This window comes from Streptomyces sp. NPDC091416 (assembly GCF_044756845.1).
Taxonomy (GTDB): Bacteria; Actinomycetota; Actinomycetes; order Streptomycetales; family Streptomycetaceae; genus Streptomyces.
Window position 1 is genome coordinate 131,115 of the sequence record NZ_JBIVTU010000015.1, and the last position, 24,864, is coordinate 155,978.

General features: G+C 71.3%; 23 protein-coding genes. 7 read left to right on the top strand and 16 right to left on the bottom strand.

Annotated elements, in window-relative coordinates; translation table 11 throughout:
• Positions 1–12: 12 nt before the first annotated feature.
• Positions 13–1,542 carry a rhamnulokinase family protein gene (locus ACIQMX_RS34620; protein ID WP_402484079.1) on the top strand — a complete coding sequence of 510 codons (1,530 nt, stop codon included), beginning with the start codon at positions 13–15 and terminating at the stop codon, positions 1,540–1,542.
• Positions 1,543–2,100: 558 nt separating this feature from the next.
• Here the strand turns inward: ACIQMX_RS34620 and ACIQMX_RS34625 are convergent.
• On the bottom strand, positions 2,101–3,174 hold the full coding sequence (locus ACIQMX_RS34625) for an enoyl-CoA hydratase/isomerase family protein (protein ID WP_402484081.1): 1,074 nt from the start codon (positions 3,172–3,174) through the stop codon (positions 2,101–2,103).
• 228 nt (positions 3,175–3,402) lie between these two features.
• Between ACIQMX_RS34625 and ACIQMX_RS34630 the strand changes: the two genes are divergently transcribed.
• A complete protein-coding gene (locus ACIQMX_RS34630) occupies positions 3,403–5,595 on the top strand; it encodes a SpoIIE family protein phosphatase (RefSeq protein WP_402484083.1) in 2,193 nt (730 codons plus the stop codon).
• 126 nt (positions 5,596–5,721) lie between these two features.
• On the opposite strand, the gene ACIQMX_RS34635 is transcribed toward ACIQMX_RS34630, so the two are convergent.
• The 6 genes from ACIQMX_RS34635 to ACIQMX_RS34660 all read right to left on the bottom strand — a co-directional run bounded on the left by ACIQMX_RS34635 (position 5,722) and on the right by ACIQMX_RS34660 (position 11,496).
• Positions 5,722–6,351 (bottom strand): LAETG motif-containing sortase-dependent surface protein, encoded by a 630-nt coding sequence (locus tag ACIQMX_RS34635; RefSeq protein ID WP_363070113.1) that lies wholly within the window; start codon positions 6,349–6,351, stop codon positions 5,722–5,724.
• A gap of 246 nt (positions 6,352–6,597) precedes the next feature.
• Positions 6,598–7,086, bottom strand: coding sequence for a GNAT family N-acetyltransferase (locus ACIQMX_RS34640; RefSeq protein WP_402484085.1), 489 nt, complete (start codon positions 7,084–7,086; stop codon positions 6,598–6,600).
• A complete protein-coding gene (locus ACIQMX_RS34645) occupies positions 7,061–8,329 on the bottom strand; it encodes a DUF6397 family protein (protein ID WP_402484087.1) in 1,269 nt (422 codons plus the stop codon). The genes ACIQMX_RS34640 and ACIQMX_RS34645 overlap by 26 nt, the downstream gene beginning before the upstream one ends.
• A 115-nt stretch (positions 8,330–8,444) precedes the next feature.
• A complete protein-coding gene (locus tag ACIQMX_RS34650) occupies positions 8,445–8,858 on the bottom strand; it encodes a roadblock/LC7 domain-containing protein (protein ID WP_402484089.1) in 414 nt (137 codons plus the stop codon).
• 119 nt (positions 8,859–8,977) lie between these two features.
• The gene (locus tag ACIQMX_RS34655) at positions 8,978–9,601 is read right to left on the bottom strand and encodes a GTP-binding protein (protein WP_402484091.1); all 624 of its coding nucleotides are present in this window, start codon (positions 9,599–9,601) and stop codon (positions 8,978–8,980) included.
• 413 nt (positions 9,602–10,014) lie between these two features.
• Complete coding sequence (locus ACIQMX_RS34660; protein ID WP_402484093.1) at positions 10,015–11,496, bottom strand: LCP family protein; 1,482 nt, start codon at positions 11,494–11,496, stop codon at positions 10,015–10,017.
• A gap of 397 nt (positions 11,497–11,893) precedes the next feature.
• Here ACIQMX_RS34660 and ACIQMX_RS34665 point away from each other — a divergent pair, with 397 nt between their 5' ends.
• Complete coding sequence (locus tag ACIQMX_RS34665; protein ID WP_363070122.1) at positions 11,894–12,469, top strand: TerD family protein; 576 nt, start codon at positions 11,894–11,896, stop codon at positions 12,467–12,469.
• Positions 12,470–12,541: 72 nt separating this feature from the next.
• On the opposite strand, the gene ACIQMX_RS34670 is transcribed toward ACIQMX_RS34665, so the two are convergent.
• Positions 12,542–14,656 (bottom strand): MMPL family transporter, encoded by a 2,115-nt coding sequence (locus tag ACIQMX_RS34670; RefSeq protein ID WP_402484094.1) that lies wholly within the window; start codon positions 14,654–14,656, stop codon positions 12,542–12,544.
• 79 nt (positions 14,657–14,735) lie between these two features.
• On the opposite strand from ACIQMX_RS34670, the gene ACIQMX_RS34675 reads away from it, so the two are divergent.
• Positions 14,736–15,245 (top strand): MarR family winged helix-turn-helix transcriptional regulator, encoded by a 510-nt coding sequence (locus ACIQMX_RS34675; protein WP_402484096.1) that lies wholly within the window; start codon positions 14,736–14,738, stop codon positions 15,243–15,245.
• A gap of 19 nt (positions 15,246–15,264) precedes the next feature.
• On the opposite strand, the gene ACIQMX_RS34680 is transcribed toward ACIQMX_RS34675, so the two are convergent.
• From ACIQMX_RS34680 to ACIQMX_RS34695, 4 genes are read right to left on the bottom strand one after another with little or no spacing between them, the layout of a single operon-like run.
• Entirely contained in the window at positions 15,265–15,687 is a 423-nt protein-coding gene (locus ACIQMX_RS34680) for a DUF742 domain-containing protein (RefSeq protein ID WP_363070128.1), read from the bottom strand.
• A gap of 22 nt (positions 15,688–15,709) precedes the next feature.
• Complete coding sequence (locus ACIQMX_RS34685; RefSeq protein ID WP_363070130.1) at positions 15,710–16,147, bottom strand: roadblock/LC7 domain-containing protein; 438 nt, start codon at positions 16,145–16,147, stop codon at positions 15,710–15,712.
• Positions 16,144–18,720, bottom strand: a complete 2,577-nt coding sequence (locus ACIQMX_RS34690; protein WP_402484098.1) for a nitrate- and nitrite sensing domain-containing protein — start codon at positions 18,718–18,720, stop codon at positions 16,144–16,146. The genes ACIQMX_RS34685 and ACIQMX_RS34690 overlap by 4 nt, the downstream gene beginning before the upstream one ends.
• Positions 18,721–18,779: 59 nt before the next feature.
• Positions 18,780–19,640, bottom strand: a complete 861-nt coding sequence (locus ACIQMX_RS34695) for an MHYT domain-containing protein (RefSeq protein ID WP_363070134.1) — start codon at positions 19,638–19,640, stop codon at positions 18,780–18,782.
• A gap of 159 nt (positions 19,641–19,799) precedes the next feature.
• On the opposite strand from ACIQMX_RS34695, the gene ACIQMX_RS34700 reads away from it, so the two are divergent.
• Positions 19,800–20,399 (top strand): methyltransferase domain-containing protein, encoded by a 600-nt coding sequence (locus ACIQMX_RS34700; protein WP_363070136.1) that lies wholly within the window; start codon positions 19,800–19,802, stop codon positions 20,397–20,399.
• 36 nt (positions 20,400–20,435) lie between these two features.
• Here the strand turns inward: ACIQMX_RS34700 and ACIQMX_RS34705 are convergent, their stop codons facing one another.
• Positions 20,436–21,338, bottom strand: a complete 903-nt coding sequence (locus ACIQMX_RS34705; RefSeq protein ID WP_363070138.1) for an oxygenase MpaB family protein — start codon at positions 21,336–21,338, stop codon at positions 20,436–20,438.
• 90 nt (positions 21,339–21,428) lie between these two features.
• Here ACIQMX_RS34705 and ACIQMX_RS34710 point away from each other — a divergent pair, with 90 nt between their 5' ends.
• Both ACIQMX_RS34710 and ACIQMX_RS34715 read left to right on the top strand, forming a co-directional pair.
• Positions 21,429–21,737: a hypothetical protein gene (locus ACIQMX_RS34710; RefSeq protein WP_402484101.1), complete on the top strand. Its 309-nt coding sequence runs from the start codon at positions 21,429–21,431 to the stop codon at positions 21,735–21,737.
• A 117-nt stretch (positions 21,738–21,854) separates the two neighbouring features.
• Positions 21,855–22,844, top strand: a complete 990-nt coding sequence (locus ACIQMX_RS34715) for a hypothetical protein (RefSeq protein ID WP_363070267.1) — start codon at positions 21,855–21,857, stop codon at positions 22,842–22,844.
• Positions 22,845–22,921: 77 nt separating this feature from the next.
• Here ACIQMX_RS34715 and ACIQMX_RS34720 read toward each other — a convergent pair whose 3' ends face one another.
• The 3 genes from ACIQMX_RS34720 to ACIQMX_RS34730 form a co-directional block, all read right to left on the bottom strand.
• A complete protein-coding gene (locus tag ACIQMX_RS34720) occupies positions 22,922–23,464 on the bottom strand; it encodes an MOSC domain-containing protein (RefSeq protein WP_363070142.1) in 543 nt (180 codons plus the stop codon).
• Between the two features lie 15 nt (positions 23,465–23,479).
• Positions 23,480–23,662 (bottom strand): hypothetical protein, encoded by a 183-nt coding sequence (locus ACIQMX_RS34725; protein ID WP_136325839.1) that lies wholly within the window; start codon positions 23,660–23,662, stop codon positions 23,480–23,482.
• 96 nt (positions 23,663–23,758) lie between these two features.
• The gene (locus ACIQMX_RS34730) at positions 23,759–24,811 is read right to left on the bottom strand and encodes a fatty acid desaturase family protein (protein WP_402484104.1); all 1,053 of its coding nucleotides are present in this window, start codon (positions 24,809–24,811) and stop codon (positions 23,759–23,761) included.
• Positions 24,812–24,864: the final 53 nt, after the last annotated feature.

Below are 24,864 nucleotides of genomic sequence, written 5' to 3' on the forward strand. Positions count from 1 at the left end.
GACACGATCTCCATGGCTGTGAATTCCATCGACTCCTCGGCGGGTGACGCCGTCTTCGCCGCCGTGGACCTCGGCGCGACCAGTGGCCGGGTGATCACCGGCAGGGTCGGGCCCGGGAGGCTCGAACTGGCCGAGGCGCACCGGTTCGCCAATACGCCGGTACGCCTGCCGGACGGTCTGCGCTGGGACGTACTGGCCCTGTACCAGGGGATGCTGGACGGGCTGCGGGCAGCCGGGCGCTCGGGTCCCGTCGCCTCCATCGGTGTCGATACGTGGGCGGTGGACTACGGGCTGCTGGATGGCGACGGGGCTCTGCTGGGGTTGCCGTTCCACTACCGGGACACACGCAACATCGGCGCTGCGAAGCGGCTGCCGGAGGGCTGCGGTGTGCGGGAGCTGTACGCGGTCGGCGGACTGCAGCACCTGCCGTTCAACACGGTCTTCCAGCTGCTCGCCCACCGGGCGACCGCCCAGTGGGGGGCCGCGCGGACGATGCTGCTGATGCCCGATCTGCTGGTGCACTGGCTGACCGGGTCGGTGGGCGCGGAGATCACGAACGCGTCGACGACCGGGCTGTTCGACGCACGGAGCGGTGGCTGGTCCGACGCGCTGATCGGGCGGCTGGGGCTGGAGCGTGCGCTGTTCCCGCCGCTGCGCGAGCCGGGCGCTCCGGCGGGGACGCTGTTGCCGCACGTCGCCGAGTGCACCGGCCTGCCGGGCGGGACCCCGGTGACAACCGTCGCCTCGCACGACACGGCGTCGGCGGTCGTGGCGGTTCCGGCCGTGGAGGCGGACTTCGCGTACATCTCGTGCGGCACCTGGTCACTGGCCGGACTGGAACTGGACGCCCCGGTGCTGTCCGAGGAATCCCGGGCGGCCAACTTCACCAATGAGCGCGGGGTGGACGGCACGGTCCGCTATCTCCGCAACATCATGGGCATGTGGCTGCTTGAGGAGTGCCGCAGGATGTGGGACCGCGCGGGCGTTCCGCTCGGCCTGGCCGGTCTGCTCGCCGACGCCTCGGCGTCGGAACCGTTCGCCGCGGTGATCGACCCGGACGACGCCTCGTTCCTCATGCCGGGGGACATGCCTGCCCGCATCGACGCGTACCTGCTGCGGACGGGGCAGGAGCCGCCGCGGTCGCCCGGCGGTTACGTGCGCTGTGTGCTGGAGAGTCTGGCGCTGGCGCATCGCCGGACGTTGCGCGCGGCCGCCGAGCTCGCCGTGCGTGCGCCGGCACGGATCCACCTGGTCGGGGGCGGCTCGCGCAACGAGCTGCTGTGCCAGTGGACGGCCGACGCGAGCGGACTGCCCGTCACGGCGGGCCCCGCGGAGGCGACGGCGCTCGGCAACATCCTGATCCAGGCCCGTGCCCACGGCCTGGTGGATGACCTCACGGGTGTGCGGCGGCTGGTCGCCCGCACTCAGGAACTCCGGCACTACGAGCCGCGGGGGAACGGTCGTGACTGGGACCGGGCAGAGGCCCGGCTCGGCCTTCGGCACAATCACGTGGCCGCCGGGACGGAGGGCCGAGGGGCCTGAACCGCCGGCGTGGCGTCGGCCCGGTGCTCGCTCGCGTGGCCACGGGAACGGAGGACGGAAGAGCCCGACCCACTGCTGTGGCGACGGCCCGATGCACGATCGCGTGGCCACCGGAACGGCGGGCGGCGGCAGTTCGTGGGGGGCGCACGATTCCCGGCCTGCCGGACGAGTCCCCGGCGCCCGTCCTGCGCGTGGGCCCAGGAGTGCCTGGGCGTGGGCCAAGAAAAGCCCGCAAGGCCGGCACCGGCGCCGGCCTTGCGGGCACGTGCGCGGTCGGTCCTGCGACGCTGCACCGCCGCTTCCGGGCGCGACCGGCAGCCAAACCGTTGGCCTGGCTCGCCGGGGCACGGCTCGCCCCGGCGCGCCGGCTGATCGAACGGGGTGAGTCCCGCTTCGGGGTGGCCGCGCGGCGCAGCGGCCTGGGCACCGCCGCACGCCCGGCGATGCGACGGGCGAGCGGGCTCAGCTCGTCCGAGTACCGGGGCGGTTCGGAGGGGGGTGAGGGTGAGCGGGACAGGACGGGGGTGAGGGTGAGCGGACAGGCCGGGGGTGTTCGCCTCAGCCGGTCGCTTCTGCCGCGGGACCGAGGCCGAGCTCGCCCTCGCCCAGCGGTGCGAAGTGGCGGGCCACGTCCTCGTCGGTGACTTCGGCGAGCTCCGCCGGGCTCCACCGGGGGTTGCGGTCCTTGTCGACGATCTGGGCACGTACGCCCTCGACCAGATCGGGCCCGGAGAAGGCGATGGACGAGACGCGGTATTCCTGGTCGAGGGCCGCTTCCAGGCTTTTCAGACGACGGGCCCGCCGGACGGCCGCGAGCGTCACCTTCAGCGCTGTGGGGGACTTGGCCATGATGGTCGTCGCTGCCTGCTTCGCTGCGGGCACCCCGCAGTCGTCGAGCCGCTCGACGATCTCCTCGACGGTGTCAGCGGCGTAGCAGGCGTCGATCCAGTCGCGGTGCCCGGCCAGCTCTCCGGCCGGGGCGGTGCCGCCGTATCGCGCGGCAGCGGCGACGACGGCCTCCGGTGTGGCACACGTGTCCAGTGCGGTGAGCAGGGCGGGCAGGTCCCCCGACGGCACGAAGTGGTCGGCGAGGCCGCACAGCAGCGCGTCGGCCGCACCGACCACGTCGCCGGTGAGGGCCAGATGCAGACCGAGTTCGCCGGGGGCCGCACCGAGCAGATACGTACCGCCGACGTCCGGTACGAATCCGATGCCGGTCTCGGGCATGGCGATCCGGGAGCGCTCCGTGACGATGCGGAGGGAGCCGTGGGCGGAGACGCCGACCCCGCCGCCCATCACGATGCCGTCCATGAGGGCGACGTAGGGCTTGGGGAACCGGGCGATGCGGGCGTTGAGCCGGTACTCGTCGCGCCAGAAGTCCAGGGACGTCCGGCCGCCGGCCAGCGCATCGTCACGGATGGACCGGATGTCTCCGCCCGCGCACAGACCGCGCTCCCCCGCACCGCTGAGCAGCACCGCGACGACCGAGGGGTCCTGTTCCGCCGCGTCCAGCGCCTCGCCGATGCGCAGCACCATGGCGTGGTTCAGGGCGTTCAGGGCCCGGGGCCGGTTCAGCGTCACATGGCGGACGCGCCCCTCGGTGTGCAGCAGGACGGAATCCTCGTGGTTCATGTGCGCTCCGGTCAGCCCCAGTGCCGTACCGTCCGCCGGTCACGGACGATCTTTCCCTGCCATTGTGCGCGGCGGGGTGGGGCGCCCGGCAGGGAGGGGGGTCGGCCATGTCGCGGAGCCCGGGCGGAGCGCCGCCCGGCTCTTTCCCGCTGTGGCAGCCCTGCCGAACCGGCCAGACAATTGAGTCACGCCGTACGGCAGCCCCGCCGGACGATCTTCGGAGCACGAATGACCGATCACGACCGGCCACCGTTCATCCCCGTCCCGCCCCGCCTGCTGGTCGAGAAGACCCACAGCGGCGAGACGGCGACGGCGGAGCGGCTTGCCATGAACCGCACCGGCAGCTTCGAGTGGGATCTCGACGCCCGGACGCTGGACATCGACGAGGCCGGGCTGCTGGTGTTCGGCCTGGATCCGGCCGTTTTCGATTCCCGGCCCGAGTCTCTGGTGGAACTCCTCGACCCGGCGGAACGGATCCGTCTGGATGTGGCGATCGACGAGGCCATCAAGGGCGGGAGCAGCTCGTACAGCGTGCACTTCCGGGTTCCCATGGGCGACGGCGATGATCAGTGGACCCATGTCCAGGCGCGCATCCTGCGTGGCACCGACGGGCGGGCGCACCGGGTGATCGGTCTGGTGCGGGACGCGACCGCGGAAGTCACCCATTCGGCCTTCGTGCTGGATCTGGAGAAGCGGCGGCAGCGGCAGACGGACATAGTTGAGCGAACAACCAGTGCATTGTCACGAGCCGTGACCGTCGATGATGTCACCGCCGCGCTGACCGGACCGGGCGGACTGGCACGGCTCGGCGCCGACGGGCTCGCGCTCGGCCTGCTGGACAACGCCACGCTCAATGTCATCGCTCTGAGCGGCGAATCGCTGGAGGTCGGCGACGAGCTGGGCTCGGGCCGGCTCGACCCGAAGTTCCCGCTGGCCGACACCGTCCTGAGCGGGCGGCCACGCTTCGTGAGCTCACTCGATTCGCTCACCCGGCGCTATCCGGTGCTGAAGCCGTTGGTGGGCACGCTCAAGTTCCAGGCGGCGGCCTATCTACCGCTCGTCGCCCAGGCCCGGACCCTGGGCGGGCTGGCACTCTTCTACCGCGAACGCACCGCCTTCACCGCCGACGAACGCAACCTCTGCCTGGGGCTCGCCGCGATCGTCGCCCAGTCCCTTCAGCGGGCCACGCTCTTCGACGAGGAACGCGAGTTCGCCACGGGCCTCCAGTCCGCCATGCTGCCCCGCCGGATCCAGGAGATCGAGGGCGGTGAGATCGCCGTCCGCTACCACGCCGCATGGAGCGGCCGTCAGGTGGGCGGCGACTGGTACGACGTGATCGCACTGCCCAAGAACCGCTTCGGCATCGTGGTCGGCGACGTGCAGGGCCACGACACGCACGCGGCGGCGATCATGGGCCAGCTGCGCATCGCGCTGCGTGCGTACGCCGCCGAGGGGCATCCGCCGTCGACGGTGCTGGCCCGGGCCTCCCGGTTCCTCGCCGAGCTGGACACGGACCGTTTCGCCACCTGTACGTACGCCCAGGTCGATCTGGCGACCGGAACGGTGCGGGTCGTACGCGCCGGCCACTTCGGCCCGCTGATCCGGCACACGGACGGCCGGGTCGGCACCCCGCAGGTGCGTGGCGGTGTCCCGCTGGGCATCGCCACCGACTTCGGCGACGAGGAGTTCCCCGAGACACGGCTGGACCTGGTCCCGGGCGAGACGCTGGTCCTGTACACCGATGGCCTGGTGGAGGAACCGGGCGCCGACATCGACGCGGGGGTGCGCACGCTCATCAACGAGGTCAGCGCCGGCCCGGCAGGCGCCGAGGCGCTGGCCGACCATCTGTCGGACCGGCTGTGGGAGCGCTGGGGCTCGGGCGACGACGTCGCCCTGCTGGTACTGCGACGCAGCCCCGACCCGGGGTCCCCACGGGCACCGAGGCTCCATCAGTACATCCACCAGGCCGATCCGGAGGGGCTCTCCGACGCCCGGACCATGGTGCGTCAGGCACTGGCCGACTGGAACATGGCCGAACTCGCGGACGACGCCGAGCTGGTGACCGGTGAACTGCTGGTGAATGTGCTACTGCACACGGAAGGCGGCGCCGTCCTCACCCTTGAGGTGCTGCCGGAACCGGTGCGGCGCGTCCGGCTGTCGGTGCAGGACCGCTCCAGTGCCTGGCCCCGGCGGCGCACACCCGGCGAGACCGCGACTTCGGGCCGGGGGCTGCTGCTCCTGGACGCCGTCGCCACCCGCTGGGGCATCGAGCCCCGCGGCGAGGGCAAGGCGGTCTGGTGCGAGATCGGGCCGGCCGCGCCGCCCGTGTCCGCACCGGTCCGCAGGACGGCCACCGCACCGGTGGACCTCCGCGGCAAGGACGGCTCGGAGCATCCCGGTTCCGTCGGCGGACGGAACTGACAGCAAGAACGCCGAGAGGACACCTCCGGGAGACAGCGCCGAGGGGCGCGCCTCGTCCCACAGGACACGGCACGCCCCTCGGCCGGTGACCCGGGCGCGATCGCCGCGCCCGGGTCCCGGGATACGTCAGTGCTGCGCGGTACGGCGCTTGCGCACGGACCACATGATGCCGCCACCGGCCAGGAGCACGGCGACAGCCGCGCCACCGATGACCGGCGTGGCGGACGACGAACCGGTCTCGGCCAGATCCGGCGAGCTGGGGCTCGGCGTGGCTGCGGCAGGCGCAGACGACGAAGCGGTCTCGCTGGGAGTGGCGGTAGGCGTCGGCTTCGCCGTGGTGGGCGTGTCGGACGGCTTCGTCTCGGACGGCGTCGGCGTGGGCTCCTTCGGCGGAGTCCCCTCGCACACCGGCGCCTGCTTGGACTCGTCGCGCGAGTACTGGTCGCCGTCACCGGCCTTGACGACCAGACGGACCGTCAGCTCCTTGTCGTGCTCGGGCAGCGCGATCGTCTTGTCGAGCCCCTTGCCGAAGGTCTCGGTCGGCAGGAGGTCCTTACCGTCGACGGTGACGGTCACCTGGTTGGTGACGCCACCGTTGTACGCGGTCAGGTGCAGGCTCACTTCGGTACAGGTCACGGCCCAGGTGGGGGTGTGAGCTGCGGCCGGACCGGCGGTGAGAACCGCACCGGTCAGGCCGACAACCGCAGCGGCGGCGAGGGTTCCCGCAGCACGCCACGATCTCCTGGGTATGGTCATGGATTCTTCCTCCGCAAATGTTTCATCGCCCGAATGGGCGGTGGGGCGCACAGTACTGCCCCCTTCCCTCCTGTGTGCACCCACCCCACAGACCATTCGGTGTCACAACTGATCGCAGACCAACTCTGGTTGGGGCAACCCGGGCACGGCGACGGACTGGGTCCGACCGACGCCGTGGCGTGAAGTGAACGCCCGGCGCCGGAGCGTGCCCGCAGGCGGTCCGCAGCCACGTCCACCCGCCGGCCGTCAGAGCGGCCGGTACATGATGTGAAGTCCCACGAACCCCTTCTTCGGATGGTTGAACCCCTCCGGCAGAGTTCCCAGCACCTCGAAACCGAGGGAACGATAGAGCCCGACCGCGGCGGCGTTGCCCTCCACGACCGCGTTGAACTGCATGGCACGGAACCCGGCCGAACGAGCCCAGTCGATCGTGTACGTGCACAGGGCCCGTCCCACACCCTTTCCGGAGTGCCGGGGGTCGACCATGTAGCTGGCGCTGGCGATGTGTGAGCCGTTGCCCATGTGGTTGTTGTTCATCTTCGCCGTGCCAAGGACGCCGCCGCCCTCGTCCACCGCCACCACCGTGCGGTTCGGGGGCCTCAAGAGCCACCAGTCGAGGGCATCGGCCTCCGCGAGATCGAGCGGGTAGGTGAATGTCTCGCCTGCGGCGACGATTTCATGGAAGAAGGGCCAGATGGCGGGCCAGTCCTCAGCGGTGGCTTCCCTGATCAACATGGTGAACAGAATGCCTGGTCCGCGTCTCGGTGGCGAGCGGCCTCCCTCTGACGCCGGCTGTCCCGCGCGGGCTCCGGTGCTCACGTGTCCGGCGGATCCGGAATCGGGCCAGCAGCCCTGCCGCGCCGTCACCGCCGCCCCGGCCGGCCCGCCCGCGGCCTGGCTGCCCGTCGCCTTCCTGCCTCCGACCTGCGCCCGTATGCCCTGCCCGCGTACCACGCTCCCGGGTGCCGTCTTCGTGCTCTCCGCCTTCCAGTTCGCCGTCTTCCCGTGCGCCGTCTTCCCGTGCGCCGTCTTCGCGCGTGCCGTCCTGCCTTGTGCCGTCCCCCCGTGTGACGGGCCCCTGATGGCCGGACGACGTCGCCGCCGACCCCGACGCCCGCACCGGACCGGCCGACCCCACCTGCACGGCGGGTTCGACCGAGGTTCCCGAGTCGTCCGCCGCTCCGGAACACCGCCCCTCCCCGGGCCGCGGCGCGGCGCGCAGCTCGCGTGCCCGGTCCAGCTCCATCCCGAGGGTGACCCTCCGCCAGAGGATCTCGTCCGGTTCGTCGGCGAGCATCAGCTGCACCATGGCCGCACGCCCGGCCGCCGAGCCGCCCTGGCCGAAGACCGGCACGGGCCGGACCCTGCCGAGGTAGGCACGCTCGTACGGATCCTCGACCACCTCGGCCAGCTGGACCTGGTCCAGCGCTTCCCCGACGACGGCGGCACGGGCCCAGGGGTCCTCGGTGAGGGCCAGCAGCCGCTCGGTCCGGCGGGAACGCCAGTTACGGGCCCGGCAGTCCGTTCCCGCGTCCAGGCGACTGCGCATCCAGGGCGGGCTGTTACCCACCATCAGTTCGGGCGACCGAGCGGCCAGCCCGCCCAGTTCCTGCGCGAGATAGAGCCACACCACCGCTCGGTAGCGATTGAGGTAGAACGCGACCGGCGTGACACAGCCCGCTCGCGCCAGCCGGCTGAAGCGGACCGGACTGATCCCGAGCAGCCGGGCCCCCTCCGCGGTCCCCACGGTCCGCACCCGCTCCTGCAGCGTCTCAGGGAATCCGTCCTCCGACCTGAGCCGGTCGATCTCCTCCCTGCGGACTCCGGTCCGCCCTCCGCGCAGCCTCGTGTCCAGCCGCACCATGCCCAGATGTACGGCCAGGGCGAACTCCCCGCGCCGCAGCCTCAGTTCCGCAGCGGCCCTGCTCGCCGTGACCATGTGAACGCCGTCGTCCCGCACCGTTTCCGTCATCGGCATGACGATTCTCCCCCGTGAGACACGAATACTCTCCATGATCACGGTAGTACGGAAATGGCAACCGCCGCCCTGCCTGTGGATAACCCTCGGGCAAGGCGGCGGCACGGCCGAGACGTCAGACCCTGTTGACCCCTATGCTCCCGTCCTGCCGCGCAGCCACACCGAGGTGCTCCCCGACCCTGTTGACCAGCAGCGTCATCTCGTACGCCACCTGCCCCACATCGGCCTCCGCCTCACTCAGCACACACAGACAACTGCCGTCTCCGGCGGCCGTCACGAAGAGCAACGCCTCGTCGAACTCCACCATCGTCTGCCGGGCCTTTCCGGCACGGAAGTGCCGGCCCGATCCGCGGGCGAGACTGTGCAACCCGGACGAGACGGCGGCCAGATGCTCCGCGTCCTCACGTGCCAGCCCGGTGCTCGCGCCCGTGACCAGACCGTCGTTCGACAGCACCAGAGCGTGGCGTATGTGCTCCACCCGGCTGGTGAGATCGTCAAGCAGCCAGTCGAGTCCCCTGTCCAGCGCCATTCTGTTCCTCCCCGCTCATACGTTCCCCGTGCCCCACGTGTGCGCAAGCCTTACGCACCGGTCACGTACGGGCAAGCGTCCCGCTGCGCTTCGGCGGGACGGAATCTGGCCAAGGCGGCTCAGCCGACCGAGTCCAGAAGCCGTGCAGTGTGCATCCGGCCCGCGTATTCGACCATCCGGATCAGGACTTCCTTGCCCGAATCCCGGTCCCTGGCGTCACACAGCACCACCGGAGTCCCGGGATCGAGATCGAGGGCGCGCGAGACATCCTGTTCGCCGTACGAACGGGCCCCCGCGAAGCAGTTGACGGCGACGACGAAGGGAATCCGGCGGTGTTCGAAGTAGTCGACCGCCGGGAAGCAGTCCTCCAGCCGCCGGGTGTCCGCCAGAACCACCGCGCCCAGGGCGCCTTGGGAGAGTTCGTCCCAGAGGAACCAGAACCTGTCCTGGCCCGGGGTTCCGAACAGATACAGGGAGAGTCCGGACCTGATGGTGATGCGTCCGAAGTCCATGGCGACGGTGGTGGTGGTCTTCTGGGCCACGCCGTCGGTGTCGTCCACCGACTGTCCGGCCTCGCTGAGGAGTTCCTCCGTGCGCAGGGGCCTGATCTCGCTCACCGCGCCGACGAGGGTCGTCTTGCCGACCCCGAACCCGCCGGCGACCAGGATCTTCAGGGCCAAGGCGTCGCTCGGAGGGACCTCGGCGGACTCGTCCCGGGGGCTGTCAGCGTGCTCGGTCGACATGGATCACTTCTCTCACCAGTGAGCCCCCGGACGGCGAATGCGCAGGTCGGAGTCGTCACAAGGGCTCGGATTCAGTGCATCATCGGCAGGCGTACGGCGACAGCATGGCAAACCGGTACCCAGCCTGCGAGGCGCGATCACATTTTTGAGGATGTGACTGTTTCGGGTCGTCCAGTGCCCTGAACCGCACGAATTCCGGTGTGGATGTCAGCCATCCGATTGTTCTTGGCCGATAACCGCGCACAGCCCGTACCCAGCTCCGCGTTCCTGCTCCTGCTCCTGCTCCTGCTCCTGCTCCTGCTCCTGCCAAAGCCTCTCCTCACCCCGCAGGGAGCGCAGCTGATCCCGTCGCCGGGAACGGCGCTGCGCCACCGCGGCCGGGACCGGACCTCCAGCGGCAGCGCGCTGCGGCTTCAGCCGTACGAGAGGTCGCTGCACGGGTCGTCGGCGGCGGAACGGGACCTGTCCGCGACGTCGGACGGCAGGGAGTCGGGTGTCGGTGACGCGGGTGCCGGCGAGGGGTTGTCGGCGTAGTCGCGTCCGACGATCACCTGGATTCCCGCCTCACCGGATTCCATGGTCCGGGCTCCGCCGAAGAGCCGGGCCGCGGTCTCGGCTCCGGCCTTCTCACCGGGCCCGTAGGTGACGACGGTCCGCGCCTGGTCCTGCGAGTTCGCCGTGGCGGTGCCGGTGACGGTGAAGCCGTGGGTGCGCAGGAGCCCGGCCGCCCGGGCCGCGAGGCCGGTCACCGTGGTGCCGTTGTACACGGCCACCTCGACACCCGTGCCGGAGACGGGCGCGGCGGAGGAGGCGGCCGGGGCGGGCGTGGCCCCCGTGCCCCGGCTCGTGCCCGCCGCGTCCTGACCGTCGATCGTGCGGTCGGCCTTGAGCATCGCCCAGAGCGCGTCGGCCTCCGCCTCCACGATGGCGACGCGCTCCCCCTCGTAACGCCAGGGAACCGTGAGGAACTTGGTGTTGCGCAGGTCGATGTTCTTCATCGAGAGGGCGAACCTCAGCAGCTTGTCGGCCGAGCCCAGGCCCGGGTCGACGGTCATCGCGTCGGTCGCGGCGTTGGCCAGGGGCAGCAGGGTGGTCGGGTTCAGGCCACGGGACTTGACCTGCTTGATGAGGGAGCCGACGAACGCCTGCTGCCGCTGGATCCTGCCTATGTCGGAGCCGTCGCCGATGCCGTGCCGGATCCGTACGTAGTCGAGCGCGCGCTGTCCGGAGACCTCTTGGGGGCCCTTGGCGAAGACCCGCTCGCCCCGTGTGGGGCGCTTGGGGTTGAGGTCCCTCTGGTAGATGTCCTGCGGAAGGCAGACGGGTACTCCGCCGACGGCCGAGGTCAGCGCGGAGAAGCCGGCGAAGTCGACGACGACGGTGTGGTCGACGCGCAGACCGGTGAGGTGTTCCACCGTGTTCTGGGTGCAGGCCGGATTGCCCTCGGCGGTCTCCCCCACCGAGAAGGCCGCGTTGAACATGACGTGCTGCTGCGGAGCCGTCCACTCGCCGCCGGGCTTCTTGCAGGCCGGGATGTCGACCAGAGAGTCACGGGGGATGGAGACGGCGACGGCGTGCTCGTGGTCGGCGTAGACGTGCAGCAGGAACGCGGTGTCGGAGCGGCCGACCTCACCCGTGCCGCCGCCCAGTCCGCTGTTGTCACCCGCTCGGGTGTCCGATCCGATGACGAGGACGTTCTGTCCCGCGGACGTGTCGGGCGGCCGGTCACCGGAAATGCCGTCGGCACTGAACGTGTCGATGCTGCCGGTCAGTTTGAGGTAGCCCCAGCCGACGCCGGCGACCAGCAGGACGAGGAAGGACAGCCCGATGACCGCCGTCCGCCGCAGCCTGCTGCCCCTCCCCCGGCCCGCGGCCCCGTTGTGACTGCCTGTCATCGTTCACCCCGTTCGTCCGGCCTCCCTGCGAAAGACCGGTACCGGCCTCGCACGGTTGCACGGTTGCGCTGTTCGTCAGGTTGCGGTGGCCTCGTGGATCACCGGCCCCGTACATCCTCGGTCCGATCCCCTGTCCACAACGCGCTGCTGGAAACATTGACCGGAAGACACCCGGTACCGGCCGCGCCCTGGGCAAATCCCCGCGGATCCTGAAGAGTGGCTCCATGGTCGTGAAGGCAGGGCACGCCGCCGCGGATCCGCCGACGGAGCCCGCAGGGCCACCCCGCCCCTTCACGGCCCGCGCGTCCAGGGAACCATAGGGGAAGGGCCGTCGTCCTCTTCGGTGGCGGCCGAAGGAACTCTGATCAACGGATCACCGGATCATTGGAGGAAGTTCATGGGTGTGACCCTGGCCAAGGGCGGCAACGTCTCCTTGTCGAAGGAGGCGCCCGGCCTGACCGCGGTGACGGTGGGCCTGGGCTGGGACGTACGGACGACGACGGGCGCCGATCACGACCTCGACGCCAGCGCGCTGCTGTGCTCGGACTCCGGCAAGGTCCTCTCGGATCAGCACTTCGTCTTCTACAACAACCTCAACAGCCCGGACGGATCCGTCCAGCACACCGGTGACAACCTCACGGGTGAGGGCGAGGGCGACGACGAGTCCATCAACGTGGACCTGGCCGGCGTCCCGGCGAATGTCGCGAAGATAGTCTTTCCGGTCTCCATCCACGACGCGCAGAGCCGGGGGCAGAGTTTCGGCCAGGTGCGCAACGCGTTCATCCGCGTGGTGAACCGGGCCAACGGGGTGGAGCTCGCCCGCTACGACCTCAGCGAGGACGCCTCGACCGAGACGGCGATGGTGTTCGGCGAGCTGTACCGGCACGGCGCCGAGTGGAAGTTCCGTGCGGTGGGCCAGGGTTACGCGTCCGGGCTGGCCGGCATCGCGACCGACTACGGCGTCAACGTCTGACCGCCGGCACGTCGTGCGCCCGGGCCCTGTGCCCGCCCCGGACATCCGGGGCGGGCACAGGGCCCGGTTGCGTCACCCTTCCTCGCCCACCCGCCCCGATGCGGCCGGGATCCGGCTGATCCTGCTCGGCCACCAGGCCCTGGGGCCGATGTCCACGACCAGGGCGGGGGCCAGCAGCGAACGCACCACCAGGGTGTCCAGCAGCACGCCGAAGGCCACGATGAACGCGATCTGGGCGAGGAACGCCAGCGGGATCACGATGAGCGCCGCGAAGGTGGCGGCCAGCACCACCCCGGCGGAGGTGATGACTCCGCCCGTGCTCACCAGACCCCGCAGCACGCCCTGCCGGGCGCCGTGTTCCAGGGCCTCCTCCCGGACCCGTGACATCAGGAAGATGTTGTAGTCGACGCCGAGGGCCACCAGGAAGACGAATCCGTACAGCGGCACGGACGCGTCGGTGCCGCTGAAACCCAGGACGTGCTTGAAGACGAGCGACGAAACCCCGAGGGTCGCGAGGAAGTTGAGCCCCACGGTTGCCACGAGCAGGACAGGGACGAGTACCGAGCGCAGGAGCCCCATCAGGATCAGCAGAATGATCACGAGCACCACCGGCACGATGATCCCGCGGTCGCGCTCGGCCGTCTGCTGGGTGTCGTACTGCTGCGCGGTGTAGCCGCCGACGAGCGCCTCGGCTCCCGTGACGCCGTGCACGGCCTCGCGCAGACGCTGGACCGTGGCCTTGGCCGCGTCGCTGTCCGCCGCATCGTCCAGGGTTGCGTCGATGCGTACCCGGCCGTCGACCACGAGCGGCTGCCCGCCGCCCGGACGTCCGGACTCGGTGACGGGGGCCGCGGAGGCGACGCCCGGCGTTCCGCCGGCGGCGCGGACCACCTCGTCGGCCCGGCCGGCCTCCGCGACGATCACGGCGGGGTTGCCAGAGCCTCCCGGGAAGTGCTTGCCCAGCGTGGCCTGTGCCGAGACGGACGGGGCGTCGTTCACGAAGATCTCGTCCAGGGGCACGCCCTGCGACTTGAGCGTGGGTGCGAACGCCGCGCAGGCGACGAGGATCAGGGTGGTGGAGACCCACACCTTGCGCGGGGACCGGTCGACGCGTTCGGCGATCCGGCGCCAGATGCCGTGTCCGCCCGATTCCTGGCCGGCCGGACGGGGCTTGGCGGGCCAGTAGGCGGCCTTGCCGCAGAGCACCAGCACGGCCGGAAGGAAGGTCAGTGTGCTCAGCACCGCGCAGACGATGCCGATGGCCCCCACCGGCCCGAGCGCGCGGTTGTTCGTCAGATCACTGAGCAGCAGCGCGAGAAGCCCCAGTGCCACCGTGGCGGCGCTGGCGGTGATCGCTCCGAAGGACCGTCGGAGCGCGGCGAACGCCGCGGCCGTCCGGTCGCCGTGCCGGGCGAGTTCCTCCCGGAAGCGTGCGGTCAGAAGCAGGGCGTAGTCGGTGGCCGCCCCGATCACCAGGATGGACAGGATGCCCTGGACCTGACCGTCCACGCGGACGACACCATGGTCCGCGAGGGCGTACACGACCGCGCAGGCGAGACCGAGGGCGAGGACGGCGCTGAGGATGATCAGGAACGGCAGCAGCACGCTGCGGTAGACGAGCAGGAGGATCACCAGCACGGCGGCCAGTGCCACGCCCAGGAGCAGTCCGTCGATCCCCGCGAACGCGTCCTTGAGGTCGGCCTGGCTCGCGGCCGGCCCGGCGATCTCCGCCGTCGTGCCCGGCACGGATCCGACTGCGTCGCGCACCCGGTCGAGGGTGTCGGGCAGCTCGTCACCCAGGTCCGAGCGCAGCTGGACGACGCCGGAGAGCGCCTCGCCGTCCTGTGAGAGCTTCGCTCCGGAGGGCGGGCCCACCACACCGGGCTGACCCGTCAGCGAGGCGAGCGACCGGGTGGCTCTCTCCTCCGCGCCGGCCGGGAGCTCGCCCGTCCGGCCGGTCCACACGACGATCGCCGGTACGGTCCCGGACTTCTGGAACGCCTTCTGCGCCTCGGCCACCTTGGTCGACTCGGCGCTGCGCGGCAGGAAGGCGGCCTGGTCGTTCGTCGCGACCTCGCCGAGCTTCCCGGCGTAGGGGCCGAGCGTCCCTCCGATGCCGAGCCAGACGACGAGCAGGGCTACGGGCACCAGCCATCGGACGATGCGGTGCCGCGGTGCGGGCTTCATTGCTCCCCCATGGGTCGACGCACGCCATATCTCTCGGCGATTCATTATCTCAATCAGTGAGAGATATTACTATGGGGGCATGCGCACAGCAGACGGAGGCCCGGACAGAGGCACGAGCGACGGCCCCACGGGGCTCCAGTCGTTCGCTGTACTGCTGCGCCGCATGACGAGCGAGCTCAACCGCATCACCCATGAGTTCGCCCAGGCCCAGGGTCTCCATCCGACGGATGTGCAGGCTCTGATCGCCATCCTCGACGCCGAGCACGGTGAGGACGAGTCGGCCATGACCCCGGGAAGACTGCGCGAGCAGCTGGACCTCACCTCGGGAGCGGTGACGGCGTGCCTGGACCGGCTGGAGCGTGCGGGTCACGTCCACCGCGTCCGTGACGGCGGCGACCGGCGGGTGGTCCGTCTGCATTACGCGCCGGCGGCGAAATCGGTCGCCCGCGATTTCTTCAGACCGCTGGCGACCGCCACCGAAGCAGCCCGGCGCCAGTTCGACGAGGACGAACTCCACGTCGTCGTGCGCTTCCTGGAGGCCCAGAACGACCAGCTGACACAGTTGAGGGACCGCGAGAGAACGACGTAGCGGGCCGGGCATCCGGCTCTCAGAGTGCGCGCAGGCCGTTGATCACCTCGCGGATGATCCGTTCATCGGGCAGCTGCGCGGGTGGCACCGGGCGGCTGACCGTGACGTACCCCGATTCGAGCAGGTCGCCGAGCAGCACGCGCACCACACCGACGGGCAGGTCGGCGTCGGCGGAGAGTTCGGCGACCGACTGCGTCTCGGTCCGGCACAGGGCCAGCAGCGTCCGGTGCTCCGGACCGAGCAACGCGTCCTCGGAGCTCCCGGTCACGGTGTCGTCCAGGGTGACGAGCGCGATCAGGTCGAAGCGCGCGGCGCCCGGGCCCGGTTCGGTCCGTCCACCGGTCATGGCGTACGGACGGACGAGAGGCCCCGCGTCGGCGTCGTACCACTGGCTGCCCGGCAGTTCGTACGGGTCGGGGGCCTCCGGGCCTCCGTAGGTCATGGACACTGCTGTCCCCGCCCTCTCAGCCGGCTGCCGACGGATGCCCGGCGAAGCGTGCCGGGGTCCGCAGGTGCTCGCCGACCCGCTTGACGAGGCGGGCCATCTCGTAGGCGACCAGACCGATGTCGGCGAACGCCGTACTCAGCACGGCGAGGCACGACCCCTCCCCCGCGGCCGCGACGAAGAGGAATCCCTCGTCCATCTCGACCATCGTCTGGCGCACCTCTCCCGCCCGGAAGTGCCTGCCCGCGCCCTTGGCGAGGCTGTGGAATCCGGAGGCGACCGCTGCCAGGTGCTCGGCGTCCTCGCGGCTGAGCGCGCTCGACGCCCCGACCGCGAGCCCGTCCCCCGAGAGCACGACCGCGTGCCGGACCTCGCCGACGCGGGTCACCAGATCGTCCAGCAGCCAGTCGAGTTCACCGGACCGGCGGGGCACCCCGGTCCTCTCGTTCGCGATCATGCGGGGTCTCCTTCGCTGAGCGGGCGGGGTTCGGGAGTGCCGGGGGCTGCCGCCGCAGATCCCGGGGCTGCGCCGCCCCCGCGTACCCACCCGGCCCGGTAGGCGGTCATACGGTCCCTGGCCTGTTCGGGGGTGCGACGCGCGGGCGGTTCATCGGCCGGTCCGCCGGAGCGCGGCGGTTCGGGCCGCGGTTCCTCGCGCAGCTGGGGTACGAGGCTTGCCTGCCGCACCCGTCGGGGCAGGGTCTCGTCGCCGGCCTCGTCCCCGGCAGAAGTCCGTGGCGCAGGCCCGGTCCCGTCCTCGGCCTCCGGCCGGCGAGGACGGAGCGAGGTCACCCGGGCCGTGGGCCCGGTGCGGGACTCCAGCGCCGGGACCGGGACGGGTGCGGGGAAGGCGGTGCCCGGAGGCCGCACGGCGCGGGGGCCGGGCCCGAAGGCAGTGCGTTCGTGAGCGTCGCACTCGACGGAGGCCTTCCGCGGCGCCGCCGGCTCCTCGGCCGGCGGCAGTGCGGTCTGCAGCAGAGCCGTCGGCAGCAGCACGACCGCCGTGGTACCGCCGTACGGGGAGGTGCGCAGCTGGACCTTGATGCGGTGCCGTACGGCGAGGCGGCTGACGACGAACAGGCCGAGCCGGTCGCTGTCGAACAGATCGAGGGCTTCCGCCTGCTCGATGCGGCGGTTGGCGTCGCCGAGCAGTTCGGCTCCCATGCCGAGGCCGCGGTCCTCGATCTCCAGGGCGTAGCCGTTGCCCACGGGTTCGCCGGTGATGCGCACCTTTGTGTGCGGCGGTGAGAACTGGGCCGCGTTCTCGACCAGTTCGGCCAGGAGATGGGTGAGGTCGGCGACCGCCGCGCCCTTCACCGCGGCGTCGGGCAGCCGGCTGACCTCCACCCGGGCGTAGTCCTCGATCTCGGAGACGGCCGCGCGTACGACGTTCGTCAGGGACACCGGCATGCGCCAGGCCCGGCCGGGCGCGGCGCCGGAAAGGATGATCAGGCTCTCGGCGTGCCGGCGCATCCGGGTGGTGAGGTGGTCGAGACGGAAGAGGTCGCTCAGCTCGTCGGGGTCGTCGGCCCGGCGCTCCATGCTGTCCAGGAGGTTGAGCTGGCGGTGGACCAGCACCTGGCTGCGCCGGGCGAGGTTGACGAAGACCCCGGAGATCCCGTCCGCGAGTTCGGCGCGCTCGACGGCCGCGCTGAGGGCGGCCCGGTGGACCGTCCCGAGGGCCTCGCCGACCTGGCCGATCTCGTCCTGGGAGGCGAGGCCCGGCGGTGCCTCCGCCCGGATGTCGAGCTCTTCGCCCGCGCGCAGCCGCTGCATGGCCAGGGGCAGTTTGCGCCGGGCGATCTCCAGGGCGCTGTTGCGCAGGCTGACCAGCTCCACGACGAGCCCGCGCCCGATGCGCACGGAGATCACCAGGGAGGCCGCGACGGCGACGCAGCCGAAGATCACAGCGGCGCCGGACGGGCTGAGCAGTCCGTGGGCGAGGGGGTCCACGCGGTCGGCGGCGCGTTCTCCGGCGCCGGTGGTGATGCTGTGCAGTTCGCCGCGTACGGCGTCGGCGGCGCGCTGCCAGTCGGCGGCGGGCACGGCCCGCGCGGCCTCGCGGCCGGGCGCCGCCGTGAGCACCTTGTCCTCGGCTGTCCCGATGGAGCGGTAGGCGGGCAGCGCGGTGAACTCCCGCCAGGCGGTGCGTTCGGTGGCGGGCAGGTCGGCGCCGGCGGTCTCGGTGAGACTGCGCCGGGTGTCGACAGCGCCGGTGAACAGACGCAGCGGGCGGTCCTTCAGGGTGCCCACGCGTGCGGCGGTGGCCAGCAGGGCGTCCTCGCGGGCCAGCATCTCGTCGGCGCGGGCGAGTTCGAGAAGGACGCGGGCGTCGGAGCCGAGGGCGTCGTCCTGGATACCCGTGAGGGCTCCGGAGACGGCGAGGGCCGCGCTGACCGCCGCCGTGTAGCGGTCGTACACGGTGTCTGCGCCGCCTCCGGAGCTGCCGGGGTTCTCCTTGTCCGGCCGCAGGTCCTGGGCGAGGCCGAGGAAGTGGTCGAGCCGGCCGGCCACGCCCGCGGGGAGGTTGCCGGTGTCGGCGACCGTGTGGCCGTCGCCGAGCCGCAGGGCGTCGAGAGCGGTGCCGGTGCGCCCGGTGCTCGCTCTCAGGGCGGCGGCGTGTGCGGTGCCGGGATCGGCGGACTGGAGCATGGCCGCCTTGCGTTCGCTCTGGAGAGCCGAGACCGCCGCCGCGACGGGCGCCCTCACTTCCTCGTCGACGCGCTGCAACTGGCGCAGCCGTGCCACGTCCTGGGCGGTGGACACGGTGGCGAAGCCCCAGAGGGCCAGCAGGGAGACGACGGGCAGCATCAGCAGCGAGATGATCTTCGCTCGCACGGTCCGGGGACGCAGCACCCGCCGTCCGCGCGGGGCGGATATGCCGTACTCGTCCGGCGGACTGTCGAGCTCGGCGCTCTCGTCGGCCGGCGGTCCCGCGTGCGCGCGGCGGCCTCGGGCCGGAGGCGGCGGCGTGGTGGCGGTCCGGGCGTCGGAGGCACCGGGGTCAGGGGTCGCGCGGGGTGGGCGCATGGCCTCCTCGTTCCGGGTCGGTTCTGGGCGGATGGTGGTGGGCCGGGCCGTGCCGTGCGTCAACGGATGCCGACGGGTGGCGCCTCGGGCCTGCGGGCCGCGCGCCGGGACCGGAGGTCGGGTCCGCGGGCACCCGGCGTTGTGGCGGCCACCTCGGAGGAGGTCTGTGCGTGCTCCGCGTGGGCGTAAGCGGCGCGTTCCGGCGCGGTCGGGGACAGGGCCACGAATGCCGAGGTGAGAAAGAGGTAGGAGCCCAGTCCGACGGCGAGAGGGAAGATGAACTGCATCGCGGTGGCCCCGTGCAGGGCGGCTCCCGAGGGCGTCACCTGCACGGTCACGGCCAGCATTCCGGTGTAGTGCATGCTGCTGACGGCCGCGCCCATGACGAGGGAGGCGAGGGCCACGGCACGCGTCGACCTGATGTTGAGCGCGGCCCACAGCGCTGCCGTCGCGGCGATGACCGCGATCACGACGGAGAGGACGACCCTGAGCGGGTCGTAGTGGATGGTGCCGTGCAGCCGGAGTGCCGCCATGCCGAGGTAGTGCATGCTGGCGACTCCGAGCCCGGTGGCGAACCCGCCGAGCAGCAGCGCCCTGGTCCGGTCGCGGCTGTAGCCGACGGCGAAGACCCCGCCCCCGACCACCACCATGGCGCCGAGCAGGCTGAGGAAGGTCAGCGGCACGTCGTAGCGGATGTCGGTGCCGTACACGCCGAAGCCGAGCATCGCGACGAAGTGCATGGTCCAGATACCCGAGCCGATGGCCGAGGCGGCCGTGATCAGCCAGTTCCGCCGCGAGCGCCCGGTCGTGTCGAGGGCGCGCACGGTGCAGCTGAGGCCGAGGGCGGCGCCGATGCAGGCCATCGCGTACGACAGCAGAGGTGTCAGCCAGCCGAAGGTGGCGTGGTCCAGGTGTCCCATGACTCGGGGACGCTAGTCGCGCCAGGGCGCGCGCCCCGGGCGCATTCGAAAGCTGCCGAAATATGACAGAGAGATGTTTCCCAACGATCGCAGCATGCTCGAACATGCGCATCGATTCACGACGTTTCGTTCGGGCGGTGACTGCGCGATCATGGCCTGATGGCCGATGACCACACACACGTCCAGGAGTTCTTCACTGCTCGCGCCGCGGACTGGGACACGCGTTTCCCTGACGACGGCCCCGCCTTCGCCACCGCGGTCACCGCACTGGGGCTTCGCCCCGGCGACGCCGTCCTCGACGCGGGGTGCGGAACGGGGCGGGCGATGCCGGCTCTGCGGGCGGCGGTCGGTCCCGGGGGCACCGTCCTGGGTGCCGATCTCACCGCGGCGATGCTGGGGGCGGCGGTGCGCGCGGGGCGCGGTGCCGGCGGGCTGCTGATCCAGGCCGACGCCGCGCGCCTGCCGCTGCGGCCGCGGGTCCTGGACGCGGTGTTCGCGGCCGGGCTGGTCTCGCACCTGTCCCGGCCGGGTCCCGACCTGGCCGAGTTGGCCCGGGTGGTCAGGCCGGGCGGGCTGCTGGCGCTGTTCCACCCCATCGGGCGGGCGGCGCTGGCCGCGCGGCACGGCCGGCAGCTCACGGACGGCGATCTGCGTGCCGAGCCGAACCTGGGCCCCCTGCTGGCCCGTTCGGGCTGGCGCCTGACGTCGTACGTCGACGAGGAGAGCCGGTTCCTCGCTCTGGCCGAACGGGCCGGTTGACGCACCGCGCGATGACTCAGGGGACGGGTCCGGGGATCATCCGGCCTCGGAGTCCGGACGGGGAAGGTGCGCGACCGGGCAGCCGCCCACGCCCGGTGTGGGGAACGTGCCGAGCGCGGCGACCTCGTACCCGTCCGGGTAGCCCTTGATCTCCGGGTTCTGCCGGGCGTAGTGCGGCTTGGTGCGCGGCGGCAGCAGACGGACCGCGCGGGCTCTCAGCCGCAGGGCACCGCGGGTGAGTGAGCGGGCCGCGGCCCCCGGCCGTCGGTAGCGGAAGGCCCGCAGCAGCGAGTCGTCCAGAAGCGCGAGGCTCGCACCGCGCACGAGCGGCGCCAGGGGGCGCGGATACCAGGAGGCCATCAGCTCCAGCGTCGCGTCCGAGACCGAGCGCGCCCCTTCGTCCCAGCCGAAGTACTCCTCCTCGTAGGCGTCGAGGGTTCGCTCGAAGTCCTCGTAGGTCTGCGGCAGGTCCCTGATCCCCATATGGGCACCCAGGGTCCGGTAGTAGGCCGCACACGCCCGTAGTTCGTGGTCGGACAGACGGCGCCAGCCGTACGCGTCGAGCCACCGCTTCGGGGTGACGACGAAGGTGCACAGCACATAGCGCATGTCGTCGTTGGCGATGTCGAAGCTGTGGTGCATCCGGTTGATCCGGCGGATGGCCGTACGTCCCGGATCGCTGTCGAAACCGTGCTCCATGACCGTGTCCAGGAGCAGCGCGGTGTCGTCGTAGCGCTTCTGCGAACGGTCCGTCAGTTCCGCTGTCTCCGCGAGAAGCCGCCCGATGCTGGGGACCGCATACGTGCGGTACAGCGCCAGTTCGAGGGCGCGGGTGATGTCCCAGGGGAACTCGTACGTCGCCGTGATCCGGTAGATCTCCAGGAAGTCCTTTTCAGGATCAAGGCGTTGAATATCCTTCAGCCGGTCGTAACGCTTCACCACACCGTCCCTCTCGTCCGGGTCGAGTGTTCCAGCGTATGTGCGGGGGCAGGACGGTGAGTACGCACACGTCGACGAAAGGCGGTCCCCATGACCGGCATGTTCGGAATATTGCGCAGAGCCGTGACCTCGGCGCGCAAGGAGACCGTCTCCGCCGCGCGCACGCGGGCGCCGGAGCGCCGGCAGCACAACCTCTTCGAGGCGGCCGCCACGTTCGTCGCGGCATCGGTGGAGGAGGACCAGGACCGGATGGACGAGGCGAGCGGCTGGGTGTCGCCGGAGGCGCTCTCGTTCGGCGTCGGTGAGCTGGCCTGCCGCGCCGTCATCGCACTCGCCCGTGAGCGGAACGAGTCGCCGGAGGCGGTGGCGCGTACGCTGCTCGGCCTGGCGGACGGCTGAGGAGGACCGTCCGGTCCGCCGCCGGGACCTGTGTCCTGCCTTGTCAGGGCCTCGACGAGCGGGTTACCCACTGGTTAAGGTGCGCCGACGACAACCATGACGGAAGAGGAGGGTGCAGTGGCCGGGACGGACGACACAGTCGCCGACGACGACGCACTGTATGTGCTGACCGCGGTCCTGCTGACCCCTGCCCAGTTCCCGAGTGTTCTCGGCGACGACTACCCCGCGGCCTGCGCGGCGCTGCGCCTGGAGCCCTATGCCGAGGGCTACGGCCTCGTCCTGGGCCAGGACGGCGACGGGGCCCGGTGGACCGTGGTCGTCGACGACGTGTCCCTGGTGGCCGTGGCGATAGCGTCCTGGGACTGCGGGATGGAGTACGACCTGTCGCCCGATGACCGCTCGGTGGTCTGCGCGCTCCCCGGCTGGCCGCTCGCCGTGGCGGTCGCCGCTCCCGGAGTGAGCGCTCCGCACGATCCGGAACCGGATCCGGAGGCGGACGGGGAGGACCTCGCGCCGCTGTGTCCTCCCGACACGGAGGTGTGGGGCCCCGCCCAGCGCCGGCTGGGCGCGGACGCGATAGCGCTCCAGTGGTCCGTCTGGCGGGAGCAGATCGACGACGAGACGGCCTTCGCGCCGGCGGGTGACGGAAGCGACGACGGTTCGCGGACGGGCGGTCCGGACGATTCGCACACGGGCGGGCCGGGCGAAGACCGGGCCGGGACGCAGGCGGGCGGCTCGGACGAGGACGCTGCGCCCAGGAACGGCTCGGACGAGGACGGCCGCCCGGAGGCCGGAGCAGAGGACGTACCGCCTGCGTCCGACGCCCCCCTCTCCGGAACCCATCCCGGTGTCCGGCGCGCCCTGGCCGAGGCACACGCCTATGTCGACGCCCCGCCGCCCCCCGGCCGCGTCCGCTCCTCCTTCGCCCCGGGCGACGCCCGGATGATCAGGGCCGACGGTCCCGGCTGGTCCATGGTGGCCAGGACCGACGACATCGCCTTCCTGCTCCTCGACGAGTTGCCGGGGGAGATCCTGACCGTGGGGCGTGGGACAAAACTCCCCGGACTGCTCCGGGCCCTGGACGCGATGGCCGTGCGGCCGTCCTGACCCGGGGCGGCCGGACGATCGCATACGGGAGCCCCCGGGCCCTTCGGTCCCGGGGGCTCCCGTATGTGCGCCGGCTGTCAGACCCGTTCCAGCGCCCGGTGCGGGCCTGCGGGCAGCTCGATCCGGACCTGGTCGCCGGGCGTGACGGTGCCGCCCGTGGCGACCACGCTCATGATTCCGGCCCTGCGGACGATGTTTCCCGCCTCGTCGCGGCCGACGACCTGCTTGAGCAGTCCGTCCTGGAAGTTGTCGATCTGGAGGCACGGGTTGCGCAGCCCCGTGACCTCCACGACGGCCTCGTCGCCGAGATGCAGTCTGGTGCCGACGGGGAGCGCCAGCAGATCGATGCCACGGGTGGTGACGTTCTCCCCGAGGTCGCCGGGGGCGACCTCGAAGCCCGCCTCGCGCAGCTCGTCGAAGAGTTCTTCCTGTATGAGGTGGACCTGGCGCAGATTGGGCTGGGTGGGGTCCTGCGCGACCCTGGAACGGTGTTTGACCGTCACGCCCGCGTGTACGTCGCCCTCCACTCCGAGCCCGGTCAGCAGGGTGACGCTTTTCCGGTTCGGCTTGGTGAAGCTGTACGACTCATTGCTGCTCACCACGGTGACTGTCCCGCTCACTGCGCAGGTCCCCTCTCAGCGGCCTATTTCCTTACGCGTGATCCTACGGAGCCTGCGCCGCTGGCTCGGGTCCAAGGCCAGGTAGGCGATCGCTGGGACTCCGATGAGCACCAGCAGTGACAGCCAGAACCCGATGAACGGCATCAGGACGACTGCGACGACAACTCCCCCGATGGCGATCTTTGCGCTGTTCGACATCGTCCACGCCTCCTTCGCGGCCCGTGGCCGCTCCTGCTGTGAGAACGCCTGTGGGTGCCCATCGGTTCCTGGTGGCGGCGGGCGCGTACGCACCGGTCACCGCAGAGGAGCTCCGACCTCGTGCATGTGCTCCAGCGCCTGCCGGTAGGACTCGATGAGTCCGGTCTCGGCGTACGGCATGCCGAGCGCCTCGCAGTGGGCCCTGACCAAGGGCTGGGCGAGCCGCAGATGCGGGCGCGGCATGCTCGGGAAGAGGTGGTGCTCGATCTGGTAGTTGAGTCCGCCGAGGAACCAGTCGGTGAGGGCGGCGCCCCGTACGTTGCGCGAGGTGAGGACCTGCCGCTGCAGGTGTCCCCAGCGCTCCCCGTCGGGATCGGGCATCTCCATGCCCTTGTGGTTCGGGGCGAAGGCCATTCCGAGGTGGAGGCCGAAGAGCGCATGGTGCACGAGCGCGAAGACCACGGCCTTCCCCGGCGACATGACGGTGAGGAGCAGCGTGGCGTAGAGGCCGAGGTGGGCCACCAGGAGCGCGCCCGACAGGGCCCGCTCCCTGACGGGCTGCTGCCGCAGGTACTGGAAGCCGGAGATCTTCAGGGCGATGCCTTCGAGGAGCAGCATCGGGAAGAACAGCCGGGCCTGATTGCGGGTGAGCCAGCGGGCGAAGCCCTCGCGCTGAGCCGCCTGCTTCTGGGTCCAGACCAGGGCGCCGACCCCGACGTCCGGGTCCTTGTCGATGTGGTTCGGGTTGGCGTGGTGGCGTACGTGCTTGTCGTTCCACCACGCTTCGTTCATGCCGAGCAGCAGGTTGGCGTGGAACAGGCCGATGGTCCGGCTCACCCGCCGGTCGCCGGTTATCTGCGCGTGGCCGGCGTCGTGGCCGACGAAGGCGGTGCGGGACCAGAAGACGGCCAGCGGCAGTGCGAGGAGCAGGGTCCACCAGGTGTTGCCGAGGAGGACCACCGCGGTCAGCAGGGCACCCAGCGCGACGAGATTGGCGGCGATGCCTGCCGTGTACCAGCCGGTGCGCCGTTCGAGGAGCCCTTGCCCCTTGACGGCCCGCAGCAGTGGCGCGAAGTCACTTCCCGCACTTCCGGCGCTTCTGTCACTGTCGCGAGCCGGTTCCGCGACAATGGTTGCGGCCTGAGGCATGATGTCTCCGGTCTTATAGGTGCGCTGACCTGATGAAACGTACGGGCGGCAGT

Excerpts from the sequence above, each read along its gene's own strand:
- ACIQMX_RS34620 (WP_402484079.1), top strand. The coding sequence starts at position 13 with ATGGCTGTGAATTCCATCGACTCCTCGGCGGGTGACGCCGTCTTCGCC.
- ACIQMX_RS34640 (WP_402484085.1), bottom strand. The coding sequence starts at position 7,086 with ATGTTGATCAGGGAAGCCACCGCTGAGGACTGGCCCGCCATCTGGCCC.
- ACIQMX_RS34625 (WP_402484081.1), bottom strand. The coding sequence starts at position 3,174 with ATGAACCACGAGGATTCCGTCCTGCTGCACACCGAGGGGCGCGTCCGC.
- ACIQMX_RS34665 (WP_363070122.1), top strand. The coding sequence starts at position 11,894 with ATGGGTGTGACCCTGGCCAAGGGCGGCAACGTCTCCTTGTCGAAGGAG.
- ACIQMX_RS34630 (WP_402484083.1), top strand. The coding sequence starts at position 3,403 with ATGACCGATCACGACCGGCCACCGTTCATCCCCGTCCCGCCCCGCCTG.
- ACIQMX_RS34655 (WP_402484091.1), bottom strand. The coding sequence starts at position 9,601 with ATGTCGACCGAGCACGCTGACAGCCCCCGGGACGAGTCCGCCGAGGTC.
- ACIQMX_RS34680 (WP_363070128.1), bottom strand. The coding sequence starts at position 15,687 with ATGACCTACGGAGGCCCGGAGGCCCCCGACCCGTACGAACTGCCGGGC.
- ACIQMX_RS34690 (WP_402484098.1), bottom strand. The coding sequence starts at position 18,720 with ATGCGCCCACCCCGCGCGACCCCTGACCCCGGTGCCTCCGACGCCCGG.
- ACIQMX_RS34650 (WP_402484089.1), bottom strand. The coding sequence starts at position 8,858 with ATGGCGCTGGACAGGGGACTCGACTGGCTGCTTGACGATCTCACCAGC.
- ACIQMX_RS34700 (WP_363070136.1), top strand. The coding sequence starts at position 19,800 with ATGGCCGATGACCACACACACGTCCAGGAGTTCTTCACTGCTCGCGCC.
- ACIQMX_RS34710 (WP_402484101.1), top strand. The coding sequence starts at position 21,429 with ATGACCGGCATGTTCGGAATATTGCGCAGAGCCGTGACCTCGGCGCGC.
- ACIQMX_RS34670 (WP_402484094.1), bottom strand. The coding sequence starts at position 14,656 with ATGAAGCCCGCACCGCGGCACCGCATCGTCCGATGGCTGGTGCCCGTA.
- ACIQMX_RS34695 (WP_363070134.1), bottom strand. The coding sequence starts at position 19,640 with ATGGGACACCTGGACCACGCCACCTTCGGCTGGCTGACACCTCTGCTG.
- ACIQMX_RS34645 (WP_402484087.1), bottom strand. The coding sequence starts at position 8,329 with ATGCCGATGACGGAAACGGTGCGGGACGACGGCGTTCACATGGTCACG.
- ACIQMX_RS34725 (WP_136325839.1), bottom strand. The coding sequence starts at position 23,662 with ATGTCGAACAGCGCAAAGATCGCCATCGGGGGAGTTGTCGTCGCAGTC.
- ACIQMX_RS34730 (WP_402484104.1), bottom strand. The coding sequence starts at position 24,811 with ATGCCTCAGGCCGCAACCATTGTCGCGGAACCGGCTCGCGACAGTGAC.
- ACIQMX_RS34635 (WP_363070113.1), bottom strand. The coding sequence starts at position 6,351 with ATGACCATACCCAGGAGATCGTGGCGTGCTGCGGGAACCCTCGCCGCC.
- ACIQMX_RS34685 (WP_363070130.1), bottom strand. The coding sequence starts at position 16,147 with ATGATCGCGAACGAGAGGACCGGGGTGCCCCGCCGGTCCGGTGAACTC.
- ACIQMX_RS34660 (WP_402484093.1), bottom strand. The coding sequence starts at position 11,496 with ATGACAGGCAGTCACAACGGGGCCGCGGGCCGGGGGAGGGGCAGCAGG.
- ACIQMX_RS34675 (WP_402484096.1), top strand. The coding sequence starts at position 14,736 with ATGCGCACAGCAGACGGAGGCCCGGACAGAGGCACGAGCGACGGCCCC.